Origin of the sequence: Dolosicoccus paucivorans, assembly GCF_900100125.1 — a bacterium.
Taxonomy (GTDB): domain Bacteria; phylum Bacillota; class Bacilli; order Lactobacillales; family Aerococcaceae; genus Dolosicoccus; species Dolosicoccus paucivorans.
This window is the reverse complement of record NZ_FNEL01000012.1, coordinates 1-21,581: the sequence shown is the minus strand read 5'-3', so window position 1 is coordinate 21,581 and position 21,581 is coordinate 1. Positions and strand designations below refer to the sequence as shown.

General features: G+C 38.9%; 19 protein-coding genes. 2 read left to right on the top strand and 17 right to left on the bottom strand.

Translation table 11 applies throughout. The annotated features are described in order from the left end of the window. Positions 1-49: 49 nt before the first annotated feature. The 4 genes from rpsB to BLR79_RS03135 form a co-directional block, all read right to left on the bottom strand. Positions 50-817, bottom strand: a complete 768-nt coding sequence (gene rpsB, locus BLR79_RS03150; protein ID WP_092084779.1) for a 30S ribosomal protein S2 — start codon at positions 815-817, stop codon at positions 50-52. A 311-nt stretch (positions 818-1,128) separates the two neighbouring features. Further along, on the bottom strand, positions 1,129-1,650 hold the full coding sequence (locus BLR79_RS03145) for a hypothetical protein (protein WP_092084777.1): 522 nt from the start codon (positions 1,648-1,650) through the stop codon (positions 1,129-1,131). Then, positions 1,581-3,863: a hypothetical protein gene (locus BLR79_RS03140; protein WP_092084775.1), complete on the bottom strand. Its 2,283-nt coding sequence runs from the start codon at positions 3,861-3,863 to the stop codon at positions 1,581-1,583. Before BLR79_RS03140 ends, BLR79_RS03145 begins: the two co-directional genes overlap by 70 nt. A 332-nt stretch (positions 3,864-4,195) precedes the next feature. Next, positions 4,196-5,686, bottom strand: coding sequence for an aldehyde dehydrogenase family protein (locus tag BLR79_RS03135; protein WP_092084773.1), 1,491 nt, complete (start codon positions 5,684-5,686; stop codon positions 4,196-4,198). 206 nt (positions 5,687-5,892) lie between these two features. On the opposite strand from BLR79_RS03135, the gene BLR79_RS03130 reads away from it, so the two are divergent. Next, positions 5,893-7,077 (top strand): Mbeg1-like protein, encoded by a 1,185-nt coding sequence (locus BLR79_RS03130; protein WP_092084771.1) that lies wholly within the window; start codon positions 5,893-5,895, stop codon positions 7,075-7,077. A gap of 35 nt (positions 7,078-7,112) precedes the next feature. Here the strand turns inward: BLR79_RS03130 and BLR79_RS03125 are convergent, their stop codons facing one another. From BLR79_RS03125 to BLR79_RS03100, 6 genes are all read right to left on the bottom strand, one after another. Next, a complete protein-coding gene (locus BLR79_RS03125; protein WP_092084769.1) occupies positions 7,113-7,433 on the bottom strand; it encodes a hypothetical protein in 321 nt (106 codons plus the stop codon). Then, positions 7,430-8,422 carry a flotillin-like protein FloA gene (gene floA / locus BLR79_RS03120; RefSeq protein WP_092084767.1) on the bottom strand — a complete coding sequence of 331 codons (993 nt, stop codon included), beginning with the start codon at positions 8,420-8,422 and terminating at the stop codon, positions 7,430-7,432. Before floA ends, BLR79_RS03125 begins: the two co-directional genes overlap by 4 nt. Beyond that, on the bottom strand, positions 8,423-9,022 hold the full coding sequence (locus tag BLR79_RS03115; RefSeq protein WP_092084765.1) for an NfeD family protein: 600 nt from the start codon (positions 9,020-9,022) through the stop codon (positions 8,423-8,425). 91 nt (positions 9,023-9,113) lie between these two features. Next, a complete protein-coding gene (locus BLR79_RS03110) occupies positions 9,114-9,851 on the bottom strand; it encodes an esterase family protein (RefSeq protein ID WP_092084763.1) in 738 nt (245 codons plus the stop codon). A 13-nt stretch (positions 9,852-9,864) separates the two neighbouring features. Continuing rightward, positions 9,865-11,040, bottom strand: coding sequence for an ATP-grasp domain-containing protein (locus BLR79_RS03105; protein ID WP_092084761.1), 1,176 nt, complete (start codon positions 11,038-11,040; stop codon positions 9,865-9,867). A 28-nt stretch (positions 11,041-11,068) separates the two neighbouring features. Continuing rightward, positions 11,069-11,896: an alpha/beta hydrolase gene (locus BLR79_RS03100; RefSeq protein ID WP_092084759.1), complete on the bottom strand. Its 828-nt coding sequence runs from the start codon at positions 11,894-11,896 to the stop codon at positions 11,069-11,071. Positions 11,897-12,082: 186 nt separating this feature from the next. On the opposite strand from BLR79_RS03100, the gene BLR79_RS03095 reads away from it, so the two are divergent. Further along, on the top strand, positions 12,083-12,451 hold the full coding sequence (locus BLR79_RS03095) for a PH domain-containing protein (RefSeq protein ID WP_092084757.1): 369 nt from the start codon (positions 12,083-12,085) through the stop codon (positions 12,449-12,451). Positions 12,452-12,482: 31 nt separating this feature from the next. Here the strand turns inward: BLR79_RS03095 and BLR79_RS03090 are convergent, their stop codons facing one another. The 7 genes from BLR79_RS03090 to BLR79_RS03060 form a co-directional block, all read right to left on the bottom strand. Beyond that, positions 12,483-13,655, bottom strand: coding sequence for an AI-2E family transporter (locus tag BLR79_RS03090; RefSeq protein ID WP_092084755.1), 1,173 nt, complete (start codon positions 13,653-13,655; stop codon positions 12,483-12,485). A 103-nt stretch (positions 13,656-13,758) separates the two neighbouring features. Then, complete coding sequence (gene clpB, locus BLR79_RS03085) at positions 13,759-16,362, bottom strand: ATP-dependent chaperone ClpB (RefSeq protein WP_092084753.1); 2,604 nt, start codon at positions 16,360-16,362, stop codon at positions 13,759-13,761. A gap of 177 nt (positions 16,363-16,539) precedes the next feature. Next, positions 16,540-17,754, bottom strand: a complete 1,215-nt coding sequence (locus tag BLR79_RS03080; RefSeq protein WP_092084751.1) for a cation:dicarboxylate symporter family transporter — start codon at positions 17,752-17,754, stop codon at positions 16,540-16,542. A 158-nt stretch (positions 17,755-17,912) separates the two neighbouring features. Beyond that, the gene (locus BLR79_RS03075) at positions 17,913-18,248 is read right to left on the bottom strand and encodes a metal-sulfur cluster assembly factor (protein ID WP_092084749.1); all 336 of its coding nucleotides are present in this window, start codon (positions 18,246-18,248) and stop codon (positions 17,913-17,915) included. Between the two features lie 246 nt (positions 18,249-18,494). Further along, the gene (locus BLR79_RS03070) at positions 18,495-20,588 is read right to left on the bottom strand and encodes a heavy metal translocating P-type ATPase (protein WP_092084747.1); all 2,094 of its coding nucleotides are present in this window, start codon (positions 20,586-20,588) and stop codon (positions 18,495-18,497) included. Continuing rightward, positions 20,563-20,850 (bottom strand): DUF6110 family protein, encoded by a 288-nt coding sequence (locus BLR79_RS03065; RefSeq protein ID WP_092084745.1) that lies wholly within the window; start codon positions 20,848-20,850, stop codon positions 20,563-20,565. The genes BLR79_RS03070 and BLR79_RS03065 overlap by 26 nt, the downstream gene beginning before the upstream one ends. 156 nt (positions 20,851-21,006) lie before the next feature. Continuing rightward, positions 21,007-21,399 (bottom strand): hypothetical protein, encoded by a 393-nt coding sequence (locus tag BLR79_RS03060; protein ID WP_092084743.1) that lies wholly within the window; start codon positions 21,397-21,399, stop codon positions 21,007-21,009. Between the last annotated feature and the right edge of the window lie 182 nt (positions 21,400-21,581).

Here is a 21,581-nt window from a genome sequence, read left to right as displayed (position 1 = left end):
TATCTTCCTGAATTAAGCCAGCATTCTTTAATCTTTATTGGATGTTATCTTATTCAGCGTCTTCTTCGTCGTTTGTTTCGAATAAGTTGTCGAAGAATTCTTGGTCTGAAGATGCTTCTTCGTCACCTTGAGTTGCCCCTTGGTTTGCTTCGATAATCGCATCTGCCATTGTTGTTGTAATTAATTTGATTGCACGAATCGCATCATCGTTTGATGGGATAACGTAGTCGATTGGATCTGGATCACAGTTTGTATCAACCATCGCAACCACTGGGATGTTTAATTTCTTCGCTTCGTTAACAGCGATTTCTTCTTTACGTGGGTCAACAACGTAAATAACATCTGGAAGACCTGGCATATCTTTAATACCACCTAAGAATTTCTCTAAACGGTCTTCTTCTTTCATTAATTGTTGTACTTCATGTTTTGGTAACACGTCAAATGTTCCATCTTCATGCATTGCTTCTAATTCTTTTAGACGGCTAATACGTCCTTGAATTGTTTTCCAGTTAGTTAATAATCCACCTAACCAACGATGGTTAATGTAGTATGCACCTGCACGTTTTGCTTGCTCTTCAATAGATTGTTGTGCTTGTTTCTTAGTACCAACAAATAATACAACACCATTGTCTTGAGCTTTTTCGCGCATAAATTCATATGCTTGATCTACTAACTTAACTGTTTGTTGTAAGTCGATGATGTAAATACCGTTACGCTCTGTAAAGATATATTTCTTCATCTTTGGATCCCAACGACGTGTTTGGTGACCGAAGTGGACACCTGCTTCTAATAATTGTTTCATAGAAATAACTGCCATGTTTTTCTATACCTCCATTTGGTTTTTTTCCTCCGGCTGTGTCCTTTAAGTATTAGACTTAATCAAAAGCACCTTAATACTTATCGACAACCGTGTGATTTGGCTTTTTACAGCCACAAACTATTATACGTGAATTGATGGATGAATGCAAATATATTTTCGAAAGAATTAATGATTTTTGCTATCTCTTCGTTTTTTCCTATAAATAGCATGATTCCTAAAATAATTGACATCCCACTTAAGTAAATCATTTTACTATCTTCTGAATCTTGTTCTGTGGATGAGTTATCTGTACGAGCATTTTGAGCTACTTATTTTGATTCATCTTTTTTATCTTTAGTAATGCTACTTGATTCATCTAAACTTTCTTTGTCTTGATCACGTTTTGAAAAATCGCGTCGATCCGCTTCAGAAGATACCAAATCCTGAGTCTGAGGTTGAAGTCTTGGTATAACTACTTCTTCATGTGGTGTTTCAATTTCGATTAATCGTCTAGGCATCTCTATCTCTTTTCGTGGGACGATTATTTGTGGTTCTCTTGATACTTTTGGTTTTTCAGAGGCTTCGGGTTCTTTTGGTTCTTCGGGCACAGGTGATGTTTCTGGTTCTTGAGGGATTTCTGGAATTTCAGATACTTCTGGTTCTTTAGACTCTTCTGACACTTCAGGTCGCTCTGGAGAGCCAGAATTTTCTGAATCTTTAGACTCTTCTGAACTTTCTGGCTCTTTTGAACTCTCAGGAACTTGCGATTCTTCAGGATTTTCTAGGTTATCTGAAGTTTCAGGCTTCTGGGTATTCTCAGAACCTTCGGGTTCTTTTGGCTCTTCTGACACTTCTGAACTTTCTGATTCGTTTGATTCCTCAGGCTTTTCAGATGTTTCTGAACTCTCTGGGGATTCAGGGTTTTCTGACGCTTTGGAGTCCTCAGTTTTCTCTGGTTCTTTTGGTTCTTCTGACGTTTCAGGTTCTTCTGGTTTTTCCGAAATTTCAGAAGATTCTGATTCTTCTGACGCTTCAGGTCGCTCTGGAGTTTCAGAATTTTCTGACTCTTTGGATTCCTCAGCTTTCTCTGGTTCTTTTGGTTCTTCTGACGTTTCTGGTTTTCCGAAATGTCGGAAGATTCTGATTCTTTCAACGATTCTGGCTCATTCGAAACTTCCGGAGTCGGAGATGTTTCTGGATTCTTGGGTTCCTCAGCCTTTTCGGGTTCTTTGGGTTCTTCAGGAACTTCTGGTTGTTCTGAAGGCTCAGAGCTTTCTGATTCTTTTGATAATTCAGGAGTTTGAGATTCCTCTGGTATTTCTTGAGAACTTTCTGGACTCTCTGGAGATTCAGATACTTCAGGCTCATTCGGCTCCTCAGGATTTTCAGGTTCTTCTTGAGAAACTTCTGGTTCTTTTGACTCTTCTGATGTTTCAGGCTCTTCTGGTTTTTCTTGAGAATTTTCAGGCTCTTTTAATTCTTCAGATGATTCTGGTTCCTTGGATTCCTCCGATTTTTCAGGATCTTTTGGTTCCTCTGGAACTTCTGGGCTTCCAGGATTCTCTGGCTTTTCTTGAGAAACTTCTGGTTCTTTTGACTCTTTCGGAGGCTCAGGCACTTCAGGTTTTATCTCGTCATTAGCTAAACGTTCTTTTTGTGTTTTAGCGTCCTCATAGACAGCACGTCCATAGGTAAAGCCCTCTTCTGAAGCAAAGGCTAAAATAAGTTCTTCGCCTTCTTCTAATTCTTTAGGTAGTACTAGAACATATCGCCCGTCAGACCCGGCACGATGACCATCCATGACCCAACTTCTTCCATTATCACATTGAGTTGGATACATTGGATTATAATTCGGGTCTGTACACATAAATTTATCTTTAACGGGAACACGACTACTTTTTCCATCTTTGGACTTAATAGAAGCATATACATATTCGTAAGGTTCCAATTGAATAATAATTTCTTTGTCCCCTACACTAAACGATTTAACGCTGACTCCTTGTGTATTTTGTTGATTTTTCAAAACATAAGAAATAGCTCCTTCTTGTTCAGGCTTAGTCTCACTTTCCTTTTCATATTGCGCTGTAATAATATAAGGACTGTCTCCTTCATTTAAATGAATGGTTGTTGACTTATCCCACTCTTTAAATGTATAGCCTAATACGTTTTTGACACGAGGGCTGACCAATTGGATATCAACGCCAGGTTTTATCCAAAATCGTTGAATTCCTTCTAGCTCACCAAATTCACCCTGCCTAAACTCAACGGGAATATAACCCGGCTTTTCTTCTTGATAAATATCAGCCAGTTCTTCATAAACGACTTGGATCACTCTATCCTTATCAAATCGTTGGGGCTTTTGGATCGCAACGTCCCACTCAATAGCTTCAAACCCTACCTGCGTTTTAATCGCTGGAGCGATGTCTTTTAAAGTAATCTCTTGATTCGGATCGACATAAAAGATCTGCGTTCCTTCTAAAACATCTTGATTAGAACTTCCCGCACTGAACTTAATTGTGACATAACCTTCCGGCTTTTCTGATTCGTCTTCTTTCGTTTTAGGAATGATCGCGTTTAAGGGAGTCTCTTCTTTCGTTAAACGATTCTGTTGCGTCTTTTCATCTTCATAAGTCGCTCGACCATAAATTAAATTACCGTCTGTAGCAAAGGATAAAATTAGCTCATCCCCTTCTTCTAGCGCTCTAGGTAATTGAAGGGTATACTGACCGTCTTCACCTGCCCGGTGCCCATCCATCATCCAACTTCTACCGTTACATGTATTAGGATACATTGGATTATAATTAGGGTCCGTGCACATAAATTTATGCTCTACTTTAACTTTTTCGGTCTTTCCATCTTTACCTTTAATCGTCGCGTAAACATATTCATAAGGATCAAGGGAAATATTAATACTTTGATCTCCTACTTTAAAAGGTTGAACCGTTACTTCTTGCGCGTTTTGCTGGCCTTTTAGTTTGTAAGGAACGCTATCGGCTTCTACTTTGTTCCCCAATAAAGTACTCAAAGATAAAGCAGTCGCAGCGATTACAATATACTTTTTCATCTTACAACTCTCCCCATTATTTGTTGTAAATTGCGTATTACTATTTCATATGGATATTCAAATCATTTTTCAGTGAAAGTAGTATATAACGCTTTCATTCATATATCAATAATTTTTTCACAAATTAAAATATTGTAATCTTTCCTTAAGGCTAGTGATATTAAGCGAGTTTGTTTTCTAAAAAAATACTCATTTTAAGTTGAACGGCTAACTTTAAATCAACTTGCAACAAGTTTGTCATCAAGTCTATGAACTAACACCTAGTGGATTCATCCTGAAATAACAAAACGCCTCCTACATTCTTAAGCGAATGGGAGGCGTTTACTTATTGATTATTTAAGATCATATAACCCGGAAGGTTGTCCACTACTGTCAATCATAATGTTTTTAACTTGTGAGTAGGCGTCTAGTGCTAATTTGTGAGTCTCGCGACCAATTCCTGATTGTTTGTATCCACCAAATGGTGCACCTGCTGGTAAGTTAGCGTAAGTGTTAATCCACACTCGTCCTGTTTCTAACGCATTAGCTACTCGTAGCGCACAGCTTCCGTCTTTAGTAAAGACACCACCGGCTAGTCCATAATCAGAATCATTGGCCATTTTGACTACGTCATCTTCATCTTTAAACTTAATAACCACTGCCATTGGACCAAAAATTTCCTCTTGAGCAGTACGCATACTGTTATCTACTTGAGTGACGAGAGTGGGTTCAATAAAGTAACCATCCTCTAGATCCCCTCCGACTTTGACGCCTCCAGTATGAATAACCGCTCCTTCTTCTTTAGCAATGTCTACGTACTCTAATACTTTATTACATTGACCTTTATCAATGACCGCACCCATTTGTGTTTCTGGGTCCCACGGTAAACCTACTTTAACTTTCTTAAAAGCAGTAGATAAGCGTTCAATAAAAGTATCATAAATATTTTCTTGAACAAAAATACGTGAACCAGCGGAACATACTTGTCCTTGGTTAAATAAAATACCTAATAAAGCACCGTCTACAGCTAAGTCTAAATCAGCATCGTCAAAAATAATGTTCGCACTCTTTCCACCGAGTTCTAATGTGGAAGGAATTAAACGCTCTGCTGCTTTTTCTGCCACGCGACGGCCAACTTCGGTTGAACCGGTAAAGGCTAACTTTACAAACCCAGGATGATCAAGAATGTATTCACCCGAGCGACCTCCGCCACCGGTAATGACATTTAACACACCTTTAGGAATAATATCTTTAGTTAAACGAGCCAATTCTAAAATAGATAAAGAGGTAGTACTTGAAGGCTTAATAACAATCGTGTTCCCTGCAGCTAATGCTGGGGCAATCTTCCACGCAGCCATAAGGAACGGGAAGTTCCAAGGAATAATTTGTCCAACAACACCCATCGGCTCGCGAATAACAATCGACATGACATCATTAGAAATCTTATTGACTGTTCCTTCTTCTGCTTCAATAACACCGGCAAAATAACGGAAGTGATCCGCTGCTTGTGGTACGTCAATGGCGGAAGTTTCGCGAATTGGCTTTCCATTATCCATTGTTTCTACTAAAGCAAAGTGATCCGCATTGGCATCAATCACATCCGCAATTTTAAGTAATAATTGCGCACGCTCTTGTTTTGTCCATTTCTTGAAATCGACATACGCTTCTTGAGCGACTTTAACGGCCTCATCGACGTCTTCTTTTGTCGCTTCTGCAAAATCCGCTAAGGCTTTCCCGTCGGCTGGGGAGTAGCTTGTACGGGTTTGACCATCAGAAGCTGGCTTAAATTCACCATTAATAAACAAACCGTATTCATCTAATAAATTAACATCAGGTCTAGACATTTTATCTCTCCTTATTCACTCAGCATTTTTTAATTGTAATCTAATAATATCCTTTATTTGATTTTAACGCAAGTATTTTGATCGGACACTTTTTAAAGCTATTATAATGTACAGTTAGGTTTTTCTTTCACACTAAAGCGAGTGAACTTCAACTGTGATAAAATAGAAGTAATCTTTAATGAACTACTTAAAAAGGAGGCGAAAGTGTGGCAAGTGTTATTCAATACTTAAAAACCTATCAAGATCAAACTTTTAACGATATGCCCTTAAATGATGTGGACCGACTCGTTTTTAATGAACTGAGTTACTTACCTGTGGAATTACTGTCCGTTGACGAAGATGGATTGACGTTACAACAAGTAGGACGATCACTTTTGTCGAAAGCATGGAAAATTCATACTAATAATCCTTATTTAGTGACTTTAAACCGACTGCGAATTTTACGCTATTTAAGTGACTCCAAACGGTACCAAAAAATTACTCTTCACCGGGTTAATTTTGAAACGACTTTAGATTATGGGTATCCTTTTGTTTGTCTTACTCTATATCACCCCGACTTTCCACCCTTTGTGGTCTTTCGCGGAACAGACGATACGATGCTTGGCTGGCAAGAAAGTTTAGCTCTTACCTTTGAAGAAGATTTAGCCTCTTACCGTTTAGCAACCAATTATTTAAAACAAACCATCGACCATTTTAAAGAGCCCATTGAAGTTTCAGGACACTCTAAGGGTGGACATTTAGCTTATATGGCTAGTTATTATTTAACTGTGGAAGAACGACGAAGCATTCAACGTCTAACTGCCTTTGATGCACCTGGAGTATTTGATTGGGTGATGGAAGACAAATATTTCCAACGCTTTATTCCACGTATTATTGCCTATTGCCCAAACCAGTCCATCTTTGGCCGGTTACTCACCCCACCTGTTCAACCAGCCATTGTCGAAGCGAAAGATGCGAGTGGTTTAGTCCAGCACATTTTAAACCAGTGGGAAACGTTCGATAGTCGATTAAAGTTAACCGACCAATTCTCATTGGAAAGTGATTTTTCTACCGACTTATTTTCCCAATGGCACACTCAAACGCCAGTGACGACTAAGCAACGACTTCACCAATTAACCTTTAGCGTTTTATCCCGTGCGGGCGTTGATTCCTTTAATACACTGATTCGTCATTTTTGGTCTTCTTCCAGTCAAATTTGGTTGGAAGTTCATCATTTACCTGAAGAGGACCGAAAGTTTCTTCTAGAACAATCCAAATTGTTCCAACAACTTTACGAAGACTTAAAGACCCAGCCCCAATATAAAGGCGTCTTAAACACACGTTATTTAGAATGGCTCGTTCCTGTTTTGTCAGCTGAGAAAATCCATTCATTTATGGGTTTATTCCACTAAAAAGGACTTCTTCCGCGTAGAAGAGGTCCTTTTTTCTATAATCCCTTTGGTTTTTTAAGGATTTCGCTCATTATCAAAGCGTTTCTTAAAGCTTTTCGGTTTGTTTGAAGGGTTGGTTTCTTTTTATAGGTTGTTTGTGGGGGTGCTACTGGTTTAGAAACAGTTGTCGGTTGAGGAGAAACGTCCTTTTGAACGGGTGGTTGGTAAGGTATTTTTTCATTTTTAGCAAAGCTTTTTTCTTCTTCAAGCTCTTTTTGTTGACTGGCTGCACGCTGTTGCAAATCAGTTGACAACCACTTAAACAAAGCCGCCACTAAGTAAAGTAATACCGCACCTGTTATTATCTCAGAGATCATTGTAATTCATCCGTTTCTGAGTCGTCATCATCTTGTCCGGCAATAAAATGACGCATTTGTGTATCTGATTCGATATTTTCCATGCGGTAATAATCCATCACACCTAAATGACCCTCTTTTAAGGCTTCGGCGATGGCTAGCGGGACTTCTTTTTGAGCTTCTACAACGCGAGCGCGCATGCGTTTTACTTCTGCTCGCATTTCTTGTTCTTCAGCCACCGCAAAGGCGCGACGCTCTTCGGCTTTTGCTTGGGAGACTTTTTTGTCTGCTTCGGCTTGATCCGCCTGGAGACTGGCTCCAATATTACGACCAATATCCACATCGGCAATATCAATCGATAAGATTTCAAAAGCTGTTCCTGAATCTAACCCTTTACGTAAAATTGTTTGGGAAATTCGGTCTGGATTTTCTAACACAATACTATGGGTTTCTGAACTACCTACGGTTGTAACAATCCCTTCACCAACCCGGGCAATAATAGTTTCTTCACCGGCCCCACCGACTAATCGCTCGATATTGGCGCGAACGGTTACTTTGGCTTTCGCCATCACTTCAATCCCATCCATTGCCACCCCAGCAATAATAGGTGTCTCGATTACTTTAGGATTAACCGATACTTGAACCGCTTCAAAGACGTCCCGTCCAGCTAAATCAATCGCTGCGGCTTGTTCAAATTCCAAATCAATCGCTGCTCGGTGTGCCGCGATTAAGGCGTCCACTACTGTATTAACATTTCCACCAGCTAAATGGTGAGCTTCTAATTGATCCGTATGTAAATCAATCCCAGCTTTTGTAGCTTTAATTAAAGGATTGACAATTAAACTGGGTGTCACTCGGCGTAATCGCATCCCAATTAAATCAGCAATACTTAAATGCACTCCGGAAAAATAAGCAGTAATCCAAAGTCCTACCGGCACAAACCGGAAAAAGATTGCTAAAATAATGAGGATAATAACGCCAATAATTGCGGTACTAATTAAACCATTCATCTATTTCACCTTCTTAACTATAATCTTAGAAGAGGTTAATTGTACAATCTCTAAAGCAGAGCCTTGTAAAATTAATCCTTCATCACTTGTAACTTCGTAAACTTTACCATTAAAGGAGGCCTCGCCAATCGGTCGTAACGCTGTTCGAGCAATCCCTTGTTGGCCGACGGCTAGTTCCTTCAAACTCCTCGTGTAATATTGACTTTTAGACTGGCTTTGAATCGAGCGGTTTAAAATAAAACGTGGCGAAATCGTTAATACCCGCCCCATTTGCATCATTAAAGCACCTACCCCGATACTACAAACAACCATTAAAAGAAGCATCAAACTAGTCATCATATAACTATCTAAATGAAAATATAACCCAGTGACAACACTTAATGCTCCTACAATACCCGCTAAGCCAAAGCCGGGAATATATATTTCAACAATTAAAAAAGCAATACCTACTAAGAAAAGAATGGTATTAAACCACTCCCCGGTTTGCCAAGGCATAAAATAGCCAATAAATAAAGCGCCTGCTGTAGCGATAAACAATCCTTGATAGCGACTAAAAAGACCGATTGATAATACAATGGTCCCTAAAGCTAGTAACCACATACTCCTTCCCTCCCTTATACTTTAATTATACTGTGCTTAAAGCGTATAAAAAAGTAAAAACCCACCTTAAAAGATGGGTTAACTGTTTCTATTAAAATAATTTCCCTAGGAAATAAGGCATTTGAACACGCCACCACTCCCAGTCGTGGGATACGTCGTTACCCCATTCATCAAACCAAGCAGGTATGCTTTTAGCTTCAAAAGCTGCTTTTAGTTGATTGAACGAAGGCAGACCGTCGTGTTCCCAAGGACCGTGTCCCGTACAAATAATAATATCATTTTGACGCAGACGATCTAAGAACCACGAATCATTTTGTTGCCATAAATAGTCAGCGGGTGAGTTATAATAAATTGCTAAATCATTCCCGTAGTCTCCTACAAAAAAGCGTGCATCATAAATTCCACTTAAAGCAATCGTTTGTTGGAAAACATGAGGATATTTTAAAGCAAAGTTTACTGCGTGATATGCTCCCATACTACACCCTGTGGTCATCATCGGACCATCGCTCCATGTTTTATGTTTAATGAAAGGAACCGCTTCACTTAAAATATAACGTTCATAAGCTTCATGGGCTAAGACTCGGTCATGGGCAGGTTTATGTTCTGCTAACCAACTTTCATGGTCATTCGTTGATAAAGTAAAAAACTGAACGAGTCCTTGCTCAATAAACCAACGACAAGCTTCAATCATACCAAAGTCTGCATATTCATTGTGACTTCCTCCTGAAGAAGGAAAAACAACAACCGGCACACCATCGTGACCATAACGATTTAATGGCATCTCACGACCTAATTCACCACTCCAATGGCTTAATTTTTCTACATGCATAAATGAACGCCTCCTATTTTACTTTTGCATGACAATAGTCAATAGCTTCTTGAGCTTCTTCTTTTGTATCTGTGACAAGACAGAACATATGGTCTCCCATAATATCTGAAAAGACTTCTGGTAGGGGTTCATCAAACTTCATTTGATCATGGTATTTGTCGCGAATTTCATCAAAACTGTGTTGATAAAGAGTACGATAGCGACGACTAATCCCTGCCCCATACATTGGTTGACACTGTTCAAATCCAGTAATCTTTTCTTCGCCTAATACGACACTAGCATAAGCTGAGAAGAAATCGATGGAATGAACACAGTTATATAAATCCACCGCCTTACTTCCAGCAATACGGTTGTTGTACTCTAAGGCGACGTAATCTCCATTAGGCATTTTGAAAAACTCGATATGGAAAAAGCGCTCTTTCATGCCAAAGGCTTTAACAATTCGCTGGCCATACTCACGCAATTTGTCAGACACCTCTTTAGCGATAATATAAGCTGCATCAGAGGTTCCGTCAAACATATCTAATGTCGGAATATTATACTCAAGGGAAATGTCGTAGACAATATTCCCCTCTTGATCAATTAATCCATCATAAGACAACAATTGATCACTTTGAATGAGTTGTTCTAAAAAGTATGGAACAGTGCCGTCATAATACTTTTTGAATTCTTCCACATCTTTTTTGTTAAGTAATTTATAAGTGGCTGCTGCTCCGACACCATTATCTGGCTTAGCGATTAATGGAAGTTTTAACTTCTTCACCGCACGGTCCACTTCTTTGGCACTATGGACAACCATTCCATCAACGACGGGCACTTTTGCCTGTTTAAATAATTTTTTCATTTCAGATTTATATTTAACTTGTTCCAAATCTGCTGGACGTAATCCAGGAATATTAAATTGCTCTCTTAAAGCTGCGTCAAGATCTAACCAATGCTCGTTATGAGACTCGACGCGGTCGATCGGGCCATATTTAGCAAAAAAGTGAGCGACACCTTTTTTGACGGCTACAGTATCTTCTAAATCATCCACTCGGTAATACTCGGTTAAATAATGTTGTAATGCAGGGCCTAACTGTGCATAAGGCTCTGACCCGATACCTAAGACATTGACGCCTTTTTCGTGCAATGCTCTAGCAAATTGTTGAAAGTTCGTTGGAAAATAAGGGGAAATAATAACAAAGTTCATTTTAAAACTCCTTTTCTATCGAGAAGATTTACCAATCTTGGCTTAAAAATCTAAAACATTTAATAAGATGACGCGCCCACGCTTCTTCCATATGATATTCATCGGCGAAAATATTTAACTCAATGTTTTCAATCGGAAGACCTCGTTGAACTAAGCGTTTGGCATAACTTAAAGTCGTATCAATATAAGCTTGCTTCATATTTCCATACATTAACTGACGATCCGTATCGTCGCCTTCTTGGGTTCCTACTTGAATGTACACCTTTTGGTCGGGATTTAGATCAACTTGATCCATATACTCGTCAAAAGGTCGTTGAGTAATCCAATTCGCTAAAGAAAAAACGCCTAAACCGCCAATTTGGTCTTGGTAACGTAAGCCCATAAAAGCGGTAATGTTTCCTCCTAAAGAGCTACCAATCATGGCAGTATATTTCTTTTCCGGTTTCGTCCGGTAGTGGCTATCGACGAAAGGCTTGACTACTTCCATAACAAAAGCGGCGTAATCAGATCCATGACCACCTAAATTAATATCGGGTGGAAGTGGACTGTCAGTAATAGGCCAAGGGGTATATTCATTGATGCGCTCACTTCCGGCGTTATCAATTCCGACTAAAATCACTTTCGGTAAACCTGGATTGCGCTTAATCATTGGAATGGTCTTCCATGAATGACCACTGAAGGATTCGCTACTGTGGAAGACGTTTTGTCCGTCATGGAAATAAACAACCGGGTAATGAGCTGTTTCTTCTTTATAATCTTTCGGTAACAGCACGCGAATGCGGCGTTTATGTCTTGAATGAGGGACTGATAATTCATGTTTTTTTAATTTTAAGTAATAATAATCTTCGTGTTTCATTAAAATACTCCTTTGTATTATCTAATCATAATCGGATTAACCCATAAAGTAAAGATAAAAATGTGAAAATAATTAAAATAAATTAACTTTTATAATTTTTTGTCATTTTACATGTAGTAAAATGAGGTGACTTTTTTGCATAAGTGTATATAATAAAAATATAAAATCAATTGAAGGAGCCTTATAATGAACGAACTTAGCAGTAAACTGTCCTGGCAATTTGTCAATGAAATTACTCCCCCAGAAGAAATTGAAGCTATTTTAGTTGAAGGCGAGCGAATCGTGTCCGCCTTTAAAACCTTTCGAGACGTAGCCGCCTTTACGACGAAACGTCTTGTAGTCGTCGATTCTCAAGGATTGACCGGTAAAAAGAAAGAAATTTACAGTGTGCCTTATCAGTCCGTTTATATGTGGTCAACGGAAAATGCAGGAACGCTTGATTTGAACTCAGAAGTCGAACTTTGGACTAAAATAGGCTCCATTAAAATTAAATTAGGTCGACAAATTGATGTACGTCAATTTGAACAAATCATTGCCCAAGCTTGTCTCAACTAAAAAAGAGCAGTTCGCGTTGAACTGCTCCTTTTTATTCATTAGGTTGTTTTTCAGGTGTTAACATATTTTCATCCCGTTGTTTCATAATCGACTCTTTTTCTTGCACTGTCATTCTAAGCAACTTATAAGAAGCTGCCGCAATTGGTACGCCGATAACCATTCCAGTCACCCCATATAAGCTTCCTCCAACCGTTACAGCTGCAAGCACCCATACGCCAGGTAAACCAATGGAATTTCCTACAACGCGAGGATAAATTAAGTTACTTTCAATTTGTTGAAGAACAATAATTAATACAATAAACCACAAAGCTTTCACAGGACTATCGGCTAAGATCATCACAAAACCAACCGCTGCTGAAATATAGGCCCCTAAAAATGGAATAAATGAAGTTACCCCAGTTAAAGCACCAATCATACCAGCGTAAGGGAAGCCAGTAACAAACATCCCTACCGCAACCATTGTCCCTAAAATAGCGGCTTCTATAACCGTTCCGACAGTAAAGCTAATGAAAGAATCATTGATGACACGAGAAACGTGAATAATGCGGTCATACCAATGTTGTCGTAAAAAGACACGCATAATTCGCTTCACTTGATAAATGATCTTTTCTTTCGATAGTAGCATATAAATCGCTAAAATAAATGACAACAATAAGTTGAAAATACGCGACGCTGAACTCGTCACAAAGGTTAATGAAAACGATAATAATCGTTGACCTAAGTCATTAATATAACGAATCGCATTGGCACTAATCGTTGTCCAAGACATATCTAACTGATGCATCCAACCGTCTACTTCTGGGAATAATCTTTCAAAATCATTAATAAAACTTTGCGTCCAAATAGCAGCTCGCGGAATGTCTTCAATCAATTGTGCGATAATCGAAATTAATTGTGGTAACACAATCCCTAATACAATAATAATAACTAAGATTATCGTCAATAAAGCAAGTACTAAGGACATCGGACGACGTAAATTCTTTAGACGTTGGTTTGTTGTTTTTGGAAACCAAATGTGTTCATACCGCACCATTAATAAGTTCAAAATATAAGCAATAATGACCGCATTAATAACCGGTGCAGCCCCGCCATAAATATATTCCAATCCGCTCGAAATTCGTGGCCAGTTGGTAATGGCTAACACTAGTAGCGCAATAACAAAAATATATTTCATAATCAGTTTATCGATTTGTTTATAGTTCACTTGATCACCCCTTTTTAGTTACTACTGTCTCATTGTACCACGTATTGATAGGACTGCCTAGAAAAAAATACACCCCATTTGAAATGGAGTGTATTGATTCAAATTATTCTTCAATCGCTTTCGCATCAAACGCTAAATGATCATCTTCTAATTCAACTGTTACCACTGAGTTTGGATAAATCTTACCGCTAATTAAAGCTTTCGCAAGAGGAGTTTCTAACTCGCGAGTAATAAAGCGCATCAATGGACGAGCTCCAAAGATTGGATCATACCCGTTTTCAGCTAACCAGTGAGCTGCTTCTTCGCTTAATCTTAACTCAATATCTTGATCTTCTAAACGATCAATCAATTGATCAAGCATTTTGAAGACGATTTTCGTCATGTCGTTCATTGTAAGTGGCGTGAACATAATGATGTCATCAATACGGTTTAAAAATTCAGGTCTAAATTGAACCTTTAACACTTCATCGACTTGTTCACTCACTTCATGAGATAACTCGCCCTTATCGTCGACCCCTTCTAAAATTAAGTGAGATCCGACGTTACTTGTCATAATTAAGACGGTGTTTTTAAAGTCTACGGTACGACCTTTAGAGTCAGTTAAGCGACCATCATCTAATACTTGAAGTAAAATGTTAAACACATCTGGGTGAGCTTTTTCGATCTCATCTAATAAAACAATGGTATATGGATTACGACGAACCGCTTCAGTTAATTGACCGCCTTCTTCATAACCCACATATCCTGGAGGCGCTCCGACTAAACGAGACACAGAGTGTTTCTCCATATATTCAGACATGTCGATTCGAACCATATGATCTTCAGAATCAAATAAGTTTTGAGCTAACGTTTTAGCTAACTCTGTTTTACCAACTCCGGTTGGTCCTAAGAATAAGAAGGAACCAATTGGACGGTTTGGATTTTGTAACCCAGCACGGCTTCTTAACACCGCCTCAGTGACTTTATCTACCGCTTCTTGTTGACCGATCACACGTTGTTGAAGAGTTTCGTTTAATTTCATTAATTTTTCACGTTCACCTTCAACTAAACGAGTCACTGGAATACCTGTTAAGCGACCTACGACTTTGGCGATCTCTTCGTCAGTTACTACTTCTTGAGTTAAACGACTGTCGTGATCAATGTCTTCACTTTGTTGTAGTTCATGAAGTTGTTGTTCTAATTGGGGAATTAAACCATGTCTTAATTCAGCAGCGCGTTCTAAGTCGTAGTTAGCTTCTGCTTCTTCTAACTCACGACGCGCGTCATCAATTTCTTGACGTTTATCTCTTAATTTATTCGCTGCTTGTTTTTCCACTTCCCAACGCATGGTAAGTTCATTCGCTTCTTCTCTTAATTCAGCTAATTCTTCTTGGAGCGTTTCTAAACGTTTCTTGCTTGCGTCGTCGGTTTCTTTCTTAAGAGCAGCTTCTTCAATTTCTAACTGCATTAAACGACGGGTCACTTGGTCCATTTCTGTTGGCATGGAGTTCATTTCAACGTGAATGGTTGCGGCGGCTTCATCAACTAAGTCGATGGCTTTGTCCGGTAAGAAACGATCCGTAATATAGCGATCAGAAAGAACCGCTGCAGCTACTAGTGCGTTATCGTGAATATCAACTCCGTGATGGATTTCGTAACGTTCTTTAATACCACGTAAAATACTAATTGTATCTTCTACAGTTGGTTCTTGAACCATCACTCGTTGGAAACGACGCTCTAGTGCTTTATCTGTTTCGATATACTCACGGTACTCATCTAACGTTGTTGCACCAATCGCATGGAGTTCCCCACGAGCTAACATTGGTTTAAGCATATTTCCAGCATCCATTGATCCTTCAGCTTTACCTGCGCCAACGATCATATGAATTTCGTCGATGAACAAAATAATTTGTCCTTCGGATTTTTTCACTTCGTTTAAAACGGCTTTCAAACGCTCTTCAAATTCACCGCGGAATTTAGCTCCAGCAATTAAAGAACCTAAGTCTAAACTCCAAATTTCTTTATCTTTTAAGTTTTCTGGTACGTCTTTGCGAACAATACGGTGAGCTAACCCTTCAATAATAGCGGTTTTACCTACCCCTGGTTCACCAATTAATACCGGGTTATTTTTAGTTCGGCGAGAAAGAATACGGATGACGTCGCGTATTTCTTCGTCACGACCGATAACTGGTTCAATTTTATTTTCGCGAACGGCTTCATTTAAGTTCACAGCGTATTGTTTTAACGCTTCGTACATTGCTTCTTGGTTTTGTTGAGTCACACGCTCTCCTCCTCTTAATTCATTAATTCGTTCTTTCATCACAGCTTCAGTTATACCGTGATCTGTTAAATATTTTGTAATTGGATTGCCCGTTTGATCATAGATCGCAAGCATCACAACATCTGTTGAAATGTATTCGTCTTCATTTTCTTTGGCGATCTCATTGGCTTTCATTAATAGTTGATTGAGTCGTTGGCTCATGGATTGACCGTATTGAATATTACTTCCTTCAACGACGGATAAACGGTCAATTTCTTGTTCGATTAATTGTTTAAATTCAGGCAAATTGACGCCTAATTCTTGATAAAGATCATGGGCAAAATGTCCGGGTTGTACAAATGCTAGCCATAAATGAGGTACATCAATGGCTTGATGTTTACGAGTAACCGCAACTTGTTGCGCTTGCCCTAAAGCTTCTTGCATTGTACTTGTCATTTGTTCAATCATTCTGTCACAACCTTTCGATTTGTTTATATGTCAAAATTGGTCAAATTAAAGTTAATAAAGTAAGCTCTTCATCGAGCCTATACTTAGTATATATCATTAGTCAGGAAAGGTCAAGGGTTATTTTGACTTTTTTTGACAATAATAAAAAAACTCCCGCAAACAGCGAGAGTTCAAGGTTTATTGTTCTAATTTAATTCTCGTTGCTGGCTTAAAGCGACGAGCGTAAGCATCCACTAAAGCACAAATCGCATTATCTCCAGAAACGTTAATGGAAGTTCCAAAAGAGTCTTGAGTAATATATAAAGTAATCAGTAATGACGCTAATGGACCATCCGGTTCAATTCCTACCATATACATAAATGGTAAAGCCGTCATAATCGCTCCCCCAGGCACACCCGGTGCAGCCACTAAACTCATTCCTAAGGTTAAGTAAAATGGAATCATTACTTGGGGCGAGTAATCTAACCCGTGCATCATCATTACACCAAGTAAGGTACTACTTACAGAAATCATTGATCCAGGTAAGTGAACCGTTGCGGTTAATGGAATAACAAATTCAGCAATTTGTTCGTTAAATCCATTATCTCTAGCCGACATTAAGTTAACCGGAATACTTGCAGCAGATGATTGGGTACCAAACGCAGTTAAATAAGCCGGCACTTGGTTTTTGATCATATCTTTAAAGCTGGTTGGAACAAAGCGTGAAGCAAATCCAAATAATGATAATACATACGCGAAGTGTTGAATAAAGGTTAATAGTAAAATAATACCAAATACTTTAAACACTTCAGCAATTTGTCCGGTATATCCTAAGTTAATAAAGTTCGCAAAGATATAATAAGGAAGGACCGGAATAATTAAACGACCTAATAAATAAGTAATAACTGCTTCAAAATCAATAAATAATTGCTTCATCGTCAACGCCTTATTAACACGAGACAATGCAGATAAAGCTAGTCCGATTAAAAAGGCAAAGATAATCGCTTCCGTTACACCAAAAAAGGGACTAATTTGTAAGCTGAATAATGGTTCAATCGCTTCAATTCCCTCACCTGCTGTTTGTGTAATGGGGCGAATAAAATGTGGGAAAATACTTTGTCCTACAATATAAGTCATTAAAGCCGCTGCCAATAAGGATGTATAGGAAAAAAGAAGGGTTGCGGTCACTAATTTCCCGGCATTTTGCGTTAAGTTGGAAATACCTGCCACAACAAAGGCAACAATCATAATCGGAATAATAAAACTTAATAATGTACTAAACAAACTGGATAAGGTTAAAGGAACCCGTAAAATAAGAACAGGTAAAGAGGCGACTCGCCATAAATACCCGACTAATGCTCCAATAACAATCCCTAACAACAACTTGGGAACCAAGCCCCAATCTCTTCTCATTCTAATTCATCCTTTCAAAAATCCTCGCTATAGATCTAGGTTGATTCTAGTAGGTTTCAACGACTTTAAATCATATATCGCGAGTTGAATATCCTCATTTAATCACAAATTAAAATGAAAAGCAAGATGAATTCTCATGACTTTCTAACAAGGTATAATTATCTTATTCCTAAAGCAATTCGCGCATAACGAGACATCATATCTGGAGACCAAGGTGGATACCAAACAAACTCCACCTCACAGGAATTGACTCCTTCCACACTTAACGCTTCTTGACGGACATTTTCTTGAATCACTCCTGCTAAAGGACAGGCAATGGTTGTTAGCGTTAAATCGATATCACAATGCCCTTTATCATCAATCTGGACATCATAAATCAATCCTAAATTGACCACATCAATGCCTAACTCCGGGTCCACAACGGCTTGCAGAGCAATATATACTTGTTTTTCTAACTCGGAAAATTGGCGATCATCATCTTCTAAAAAATCCATCGTTCGATCATCCTTTCTACGTCTAATTCTTCTTCTTAATCATAATTTACTAACACTTTTTAAGCAAATAAGATCGATTCAGTGATAGTGTCAAATTCTTGAAGCATCACAAATTAATTAATTATAGAAAGAAACTGCGAGTCCTCAATCGAGTGACTCACAGTTTTTTATTCTTAGTCAAATACACTTGCCCTGGGTATCCTTGACAGGATACTTCTGCTAATTCCATTCATACAACAAAACTCATTACTTAGCTTCTAACTTAAAACTATCCACTACAATCAAAACAGTAGATAGATTATGTAAGGTTGCTAACATAGAGCCTGACATCCACCCCATCAAACCAAGCCCAATTAAGGATGTATTAATCCCAATCGCTCGATGTAAGTTGCGAGATAGTTGATGGTCGAGGCGTTGATTCAAGTCCTTCAAAGTGTAAAGGGAAGATAAATCATCATTGATAAAGATTATATCGCTAACTTGACGAGCAATATCAGATGCATCTCCCATCACTACACCTATATCCGCCTGCGTAATAGCAATTGAATCATTCAGACCGTCCCCAATCATTAATACATTATGTCCGGCCTGCTGAGCTGTCGTTATATAGGTTACTTTATCTTGTGGCGTGACCTGTGTTTTGACCTCGTCAAAATCTACGGACTCTTGTAATAATCTCGACCTTTCAGGAGTATCTCCGGTTAATAGCACAATCCGCTTGCCCTCAGATTTTAGTTGTGACAAGACCTCTATTGCATTCTCACGCAGTGGCGTATCGATGCAGAAAATCGCAATTAACTCTTTTGCTCGAGCTAAATACAGTAAATTATACAAATCTCGATAATCCTCTACAAATTCTATCTGCTCTTGAGTTAAACAGACCTCTTCGGAATGGATAAACGCTTCACTTCCAATTAAAACTTCATCGCCATCAATGGAAGATTTGATTCCTCGTGATGCTATATGTACCAGGGGTCCATGCATCTCTTCGTGAGTAATACTTTCATCACGTGCTTTATCAACCACCGCTTGTGCAATCGGATGATAGAGATGTTCTTCCAGACAGGCCCCAATCGAAAGAACTTCTTGATAACTATGCCCTGCAAATGGTGCAACTTTCGCTATAGATAATTTAGACTCTGTGAGCGTCCCCGTCTTATCAAAGACAAAGGTATCAATCTTTCCATATAAATCAAGATTATTCGATCCCTTAATAATCACTCCCGCTTCCATAGCTTCACGAAGTGCCGTCAAGTATGTTACAGACGTTGACAGTTTGATGGCACACGAGAAGTCGACCAGCAAGAATGATAACGCCTTGCCCCAATTCCGGGTAAGGAAGTAGGTGATCGCTAATCCTAGAAAATTATATTTTACGAGGCTGTCTGCACGATGATAGAGTCTTGCTTGATTGGCGGATTGCGCTCCCAACGATTGATGGATTGCTTTTACCAGCTCCTCAAGACGACTATTAAAGACTGCATCTGTGACTTCTACAACAATCTCGCCAGATTCTAGCGTCGTATTAGAATAAACTTCATCGCCAACTTGTCTCGGCACCGGGAACGGTTCTCCAGTTAAATTACTTTCTTGAGTTGATCCACTCCCGCGAATAATTCGTCCATCAAAGTGAATTTGCTCACCTTCTTGAACTACAATATGATCACCAACTTGAATATGCTGGGTCATAACTTGGTAACGTCGACCTTGCTCATTCTCTACCCAAATTAGAAGGTGCTCTTGATCTAAACTGGAAGTTAAGTCGTGAATTGACTTCGATATGGTCCACTCGTCTAGTCGTTCACCTAATTCTAAAATAAACATAATTCGACCCGCTGATGCTACTTCACCTAATCCAATAGAGGCAAATACCGCTGCACAGTCTAGCACTTCCATTGTTAATTGACCCCGTCTCAAATAACGCCATGCTTCCAGTAAATATAGAGTACTTTTACCGAGTGTCCAATAAATTCTTAGCGATTTAGGTACACAGAGTAGATAGACCCAGCGCTTACATAGCTGACTCGTCACGATCTTTCCGGGATTCAAAGCTGTAAATTCTTGCTTATCTTGATAGATATGGTACAGCTCGTCCACATTGATGCAATCTAACCAAGCCAGGACTTCATCGCGTTCCCCTGGTTCGTAATATACAGATAGACGATGCTCATTCAAATAGAACTTCACGCGTTGAATCGCAGAATGTTGTTGTGCTAATTCAAGTAAATAACTTTGAACAGCGGGAGTACATTTAAAAGAAACTTCAAGACGGATGCGGCCAGTATTCTCCCTTAGGATAAGCCACTTAATTCCTTTATTCACTCCACTCATCATCTTCATCTAATTGCTCAATCGCCTCAAGTTGCTTCTCGTGCGCATATACGTCTTTAGCCTCTTCATATAAATCTTCAGCTTCTTGTTTAACGTTAGATACAACCGTATTTACACCATCAACCGCATGCATTCCTTTAGCCAATGCATTTACGTATATTTCACGGGCACCTTGACTTCCTAATACTTGACGGGCCAGACTAGCGAATATTGCGCCTCCAGCAAATGAACCTACACCTTTTGTCCCTTTTAAAATAGTTTTTAACTTCATAATTTTTCCCCCTTACTTATTTTTGTTAATATTAATTATACCTTAATCTAAATAAAAAGTGTATGATTATAGCTACAAAAAAACTGTAAGTTCTCAACCGAGCAACTCACAATGTTTGTTTGCGTTTAACGTTGTTTTAGTTCGTCTTTCAATTGTTCAATTAGCGCCAAGATTTCTTTTACGAAAGACCTTCAACTCTTGTTGCCCTCGCTTAATCTTCGACTGAACACTCAAGTCTATAAAGGTGTTATCGACCCATATATCCCAGAAATTATCACGGAGGCGATCACTTACGGCACCTGGAATCACTAACGCGACATCCGCTAATTCAGACTGCAGTCTTGTTACTGATCTTTCCATCGCCTCTATCGCTCGATTCGCTTGCCGAATCTTCCGGCGTTTCAAATAACTAGAAAGACGCTTACCTTTCCATAAATCAATCCAACCCCATCTCGAAGCCTTCTTCAGTGCAGCCATTGCGATATCCACTTGCTTCAACGTAGCATAGCTCGCCTCAAGCGCTTCTTGTAACTCTTTAGAACGGTCCATTAATAATCACTCCTCTTACACACACTTGTATCTCTAAGATTATTGTATCATGATAATCTAAAAAAGCTCAAAGACAAAGACTTTGAGGATAGTGTCAAATTATTGTTGGTTTTCCTCTACCGTACTTTTATATTTCCCTGAACCCAGTTTCATGGATTCCATATTTTAACCAGCGCCTTTGG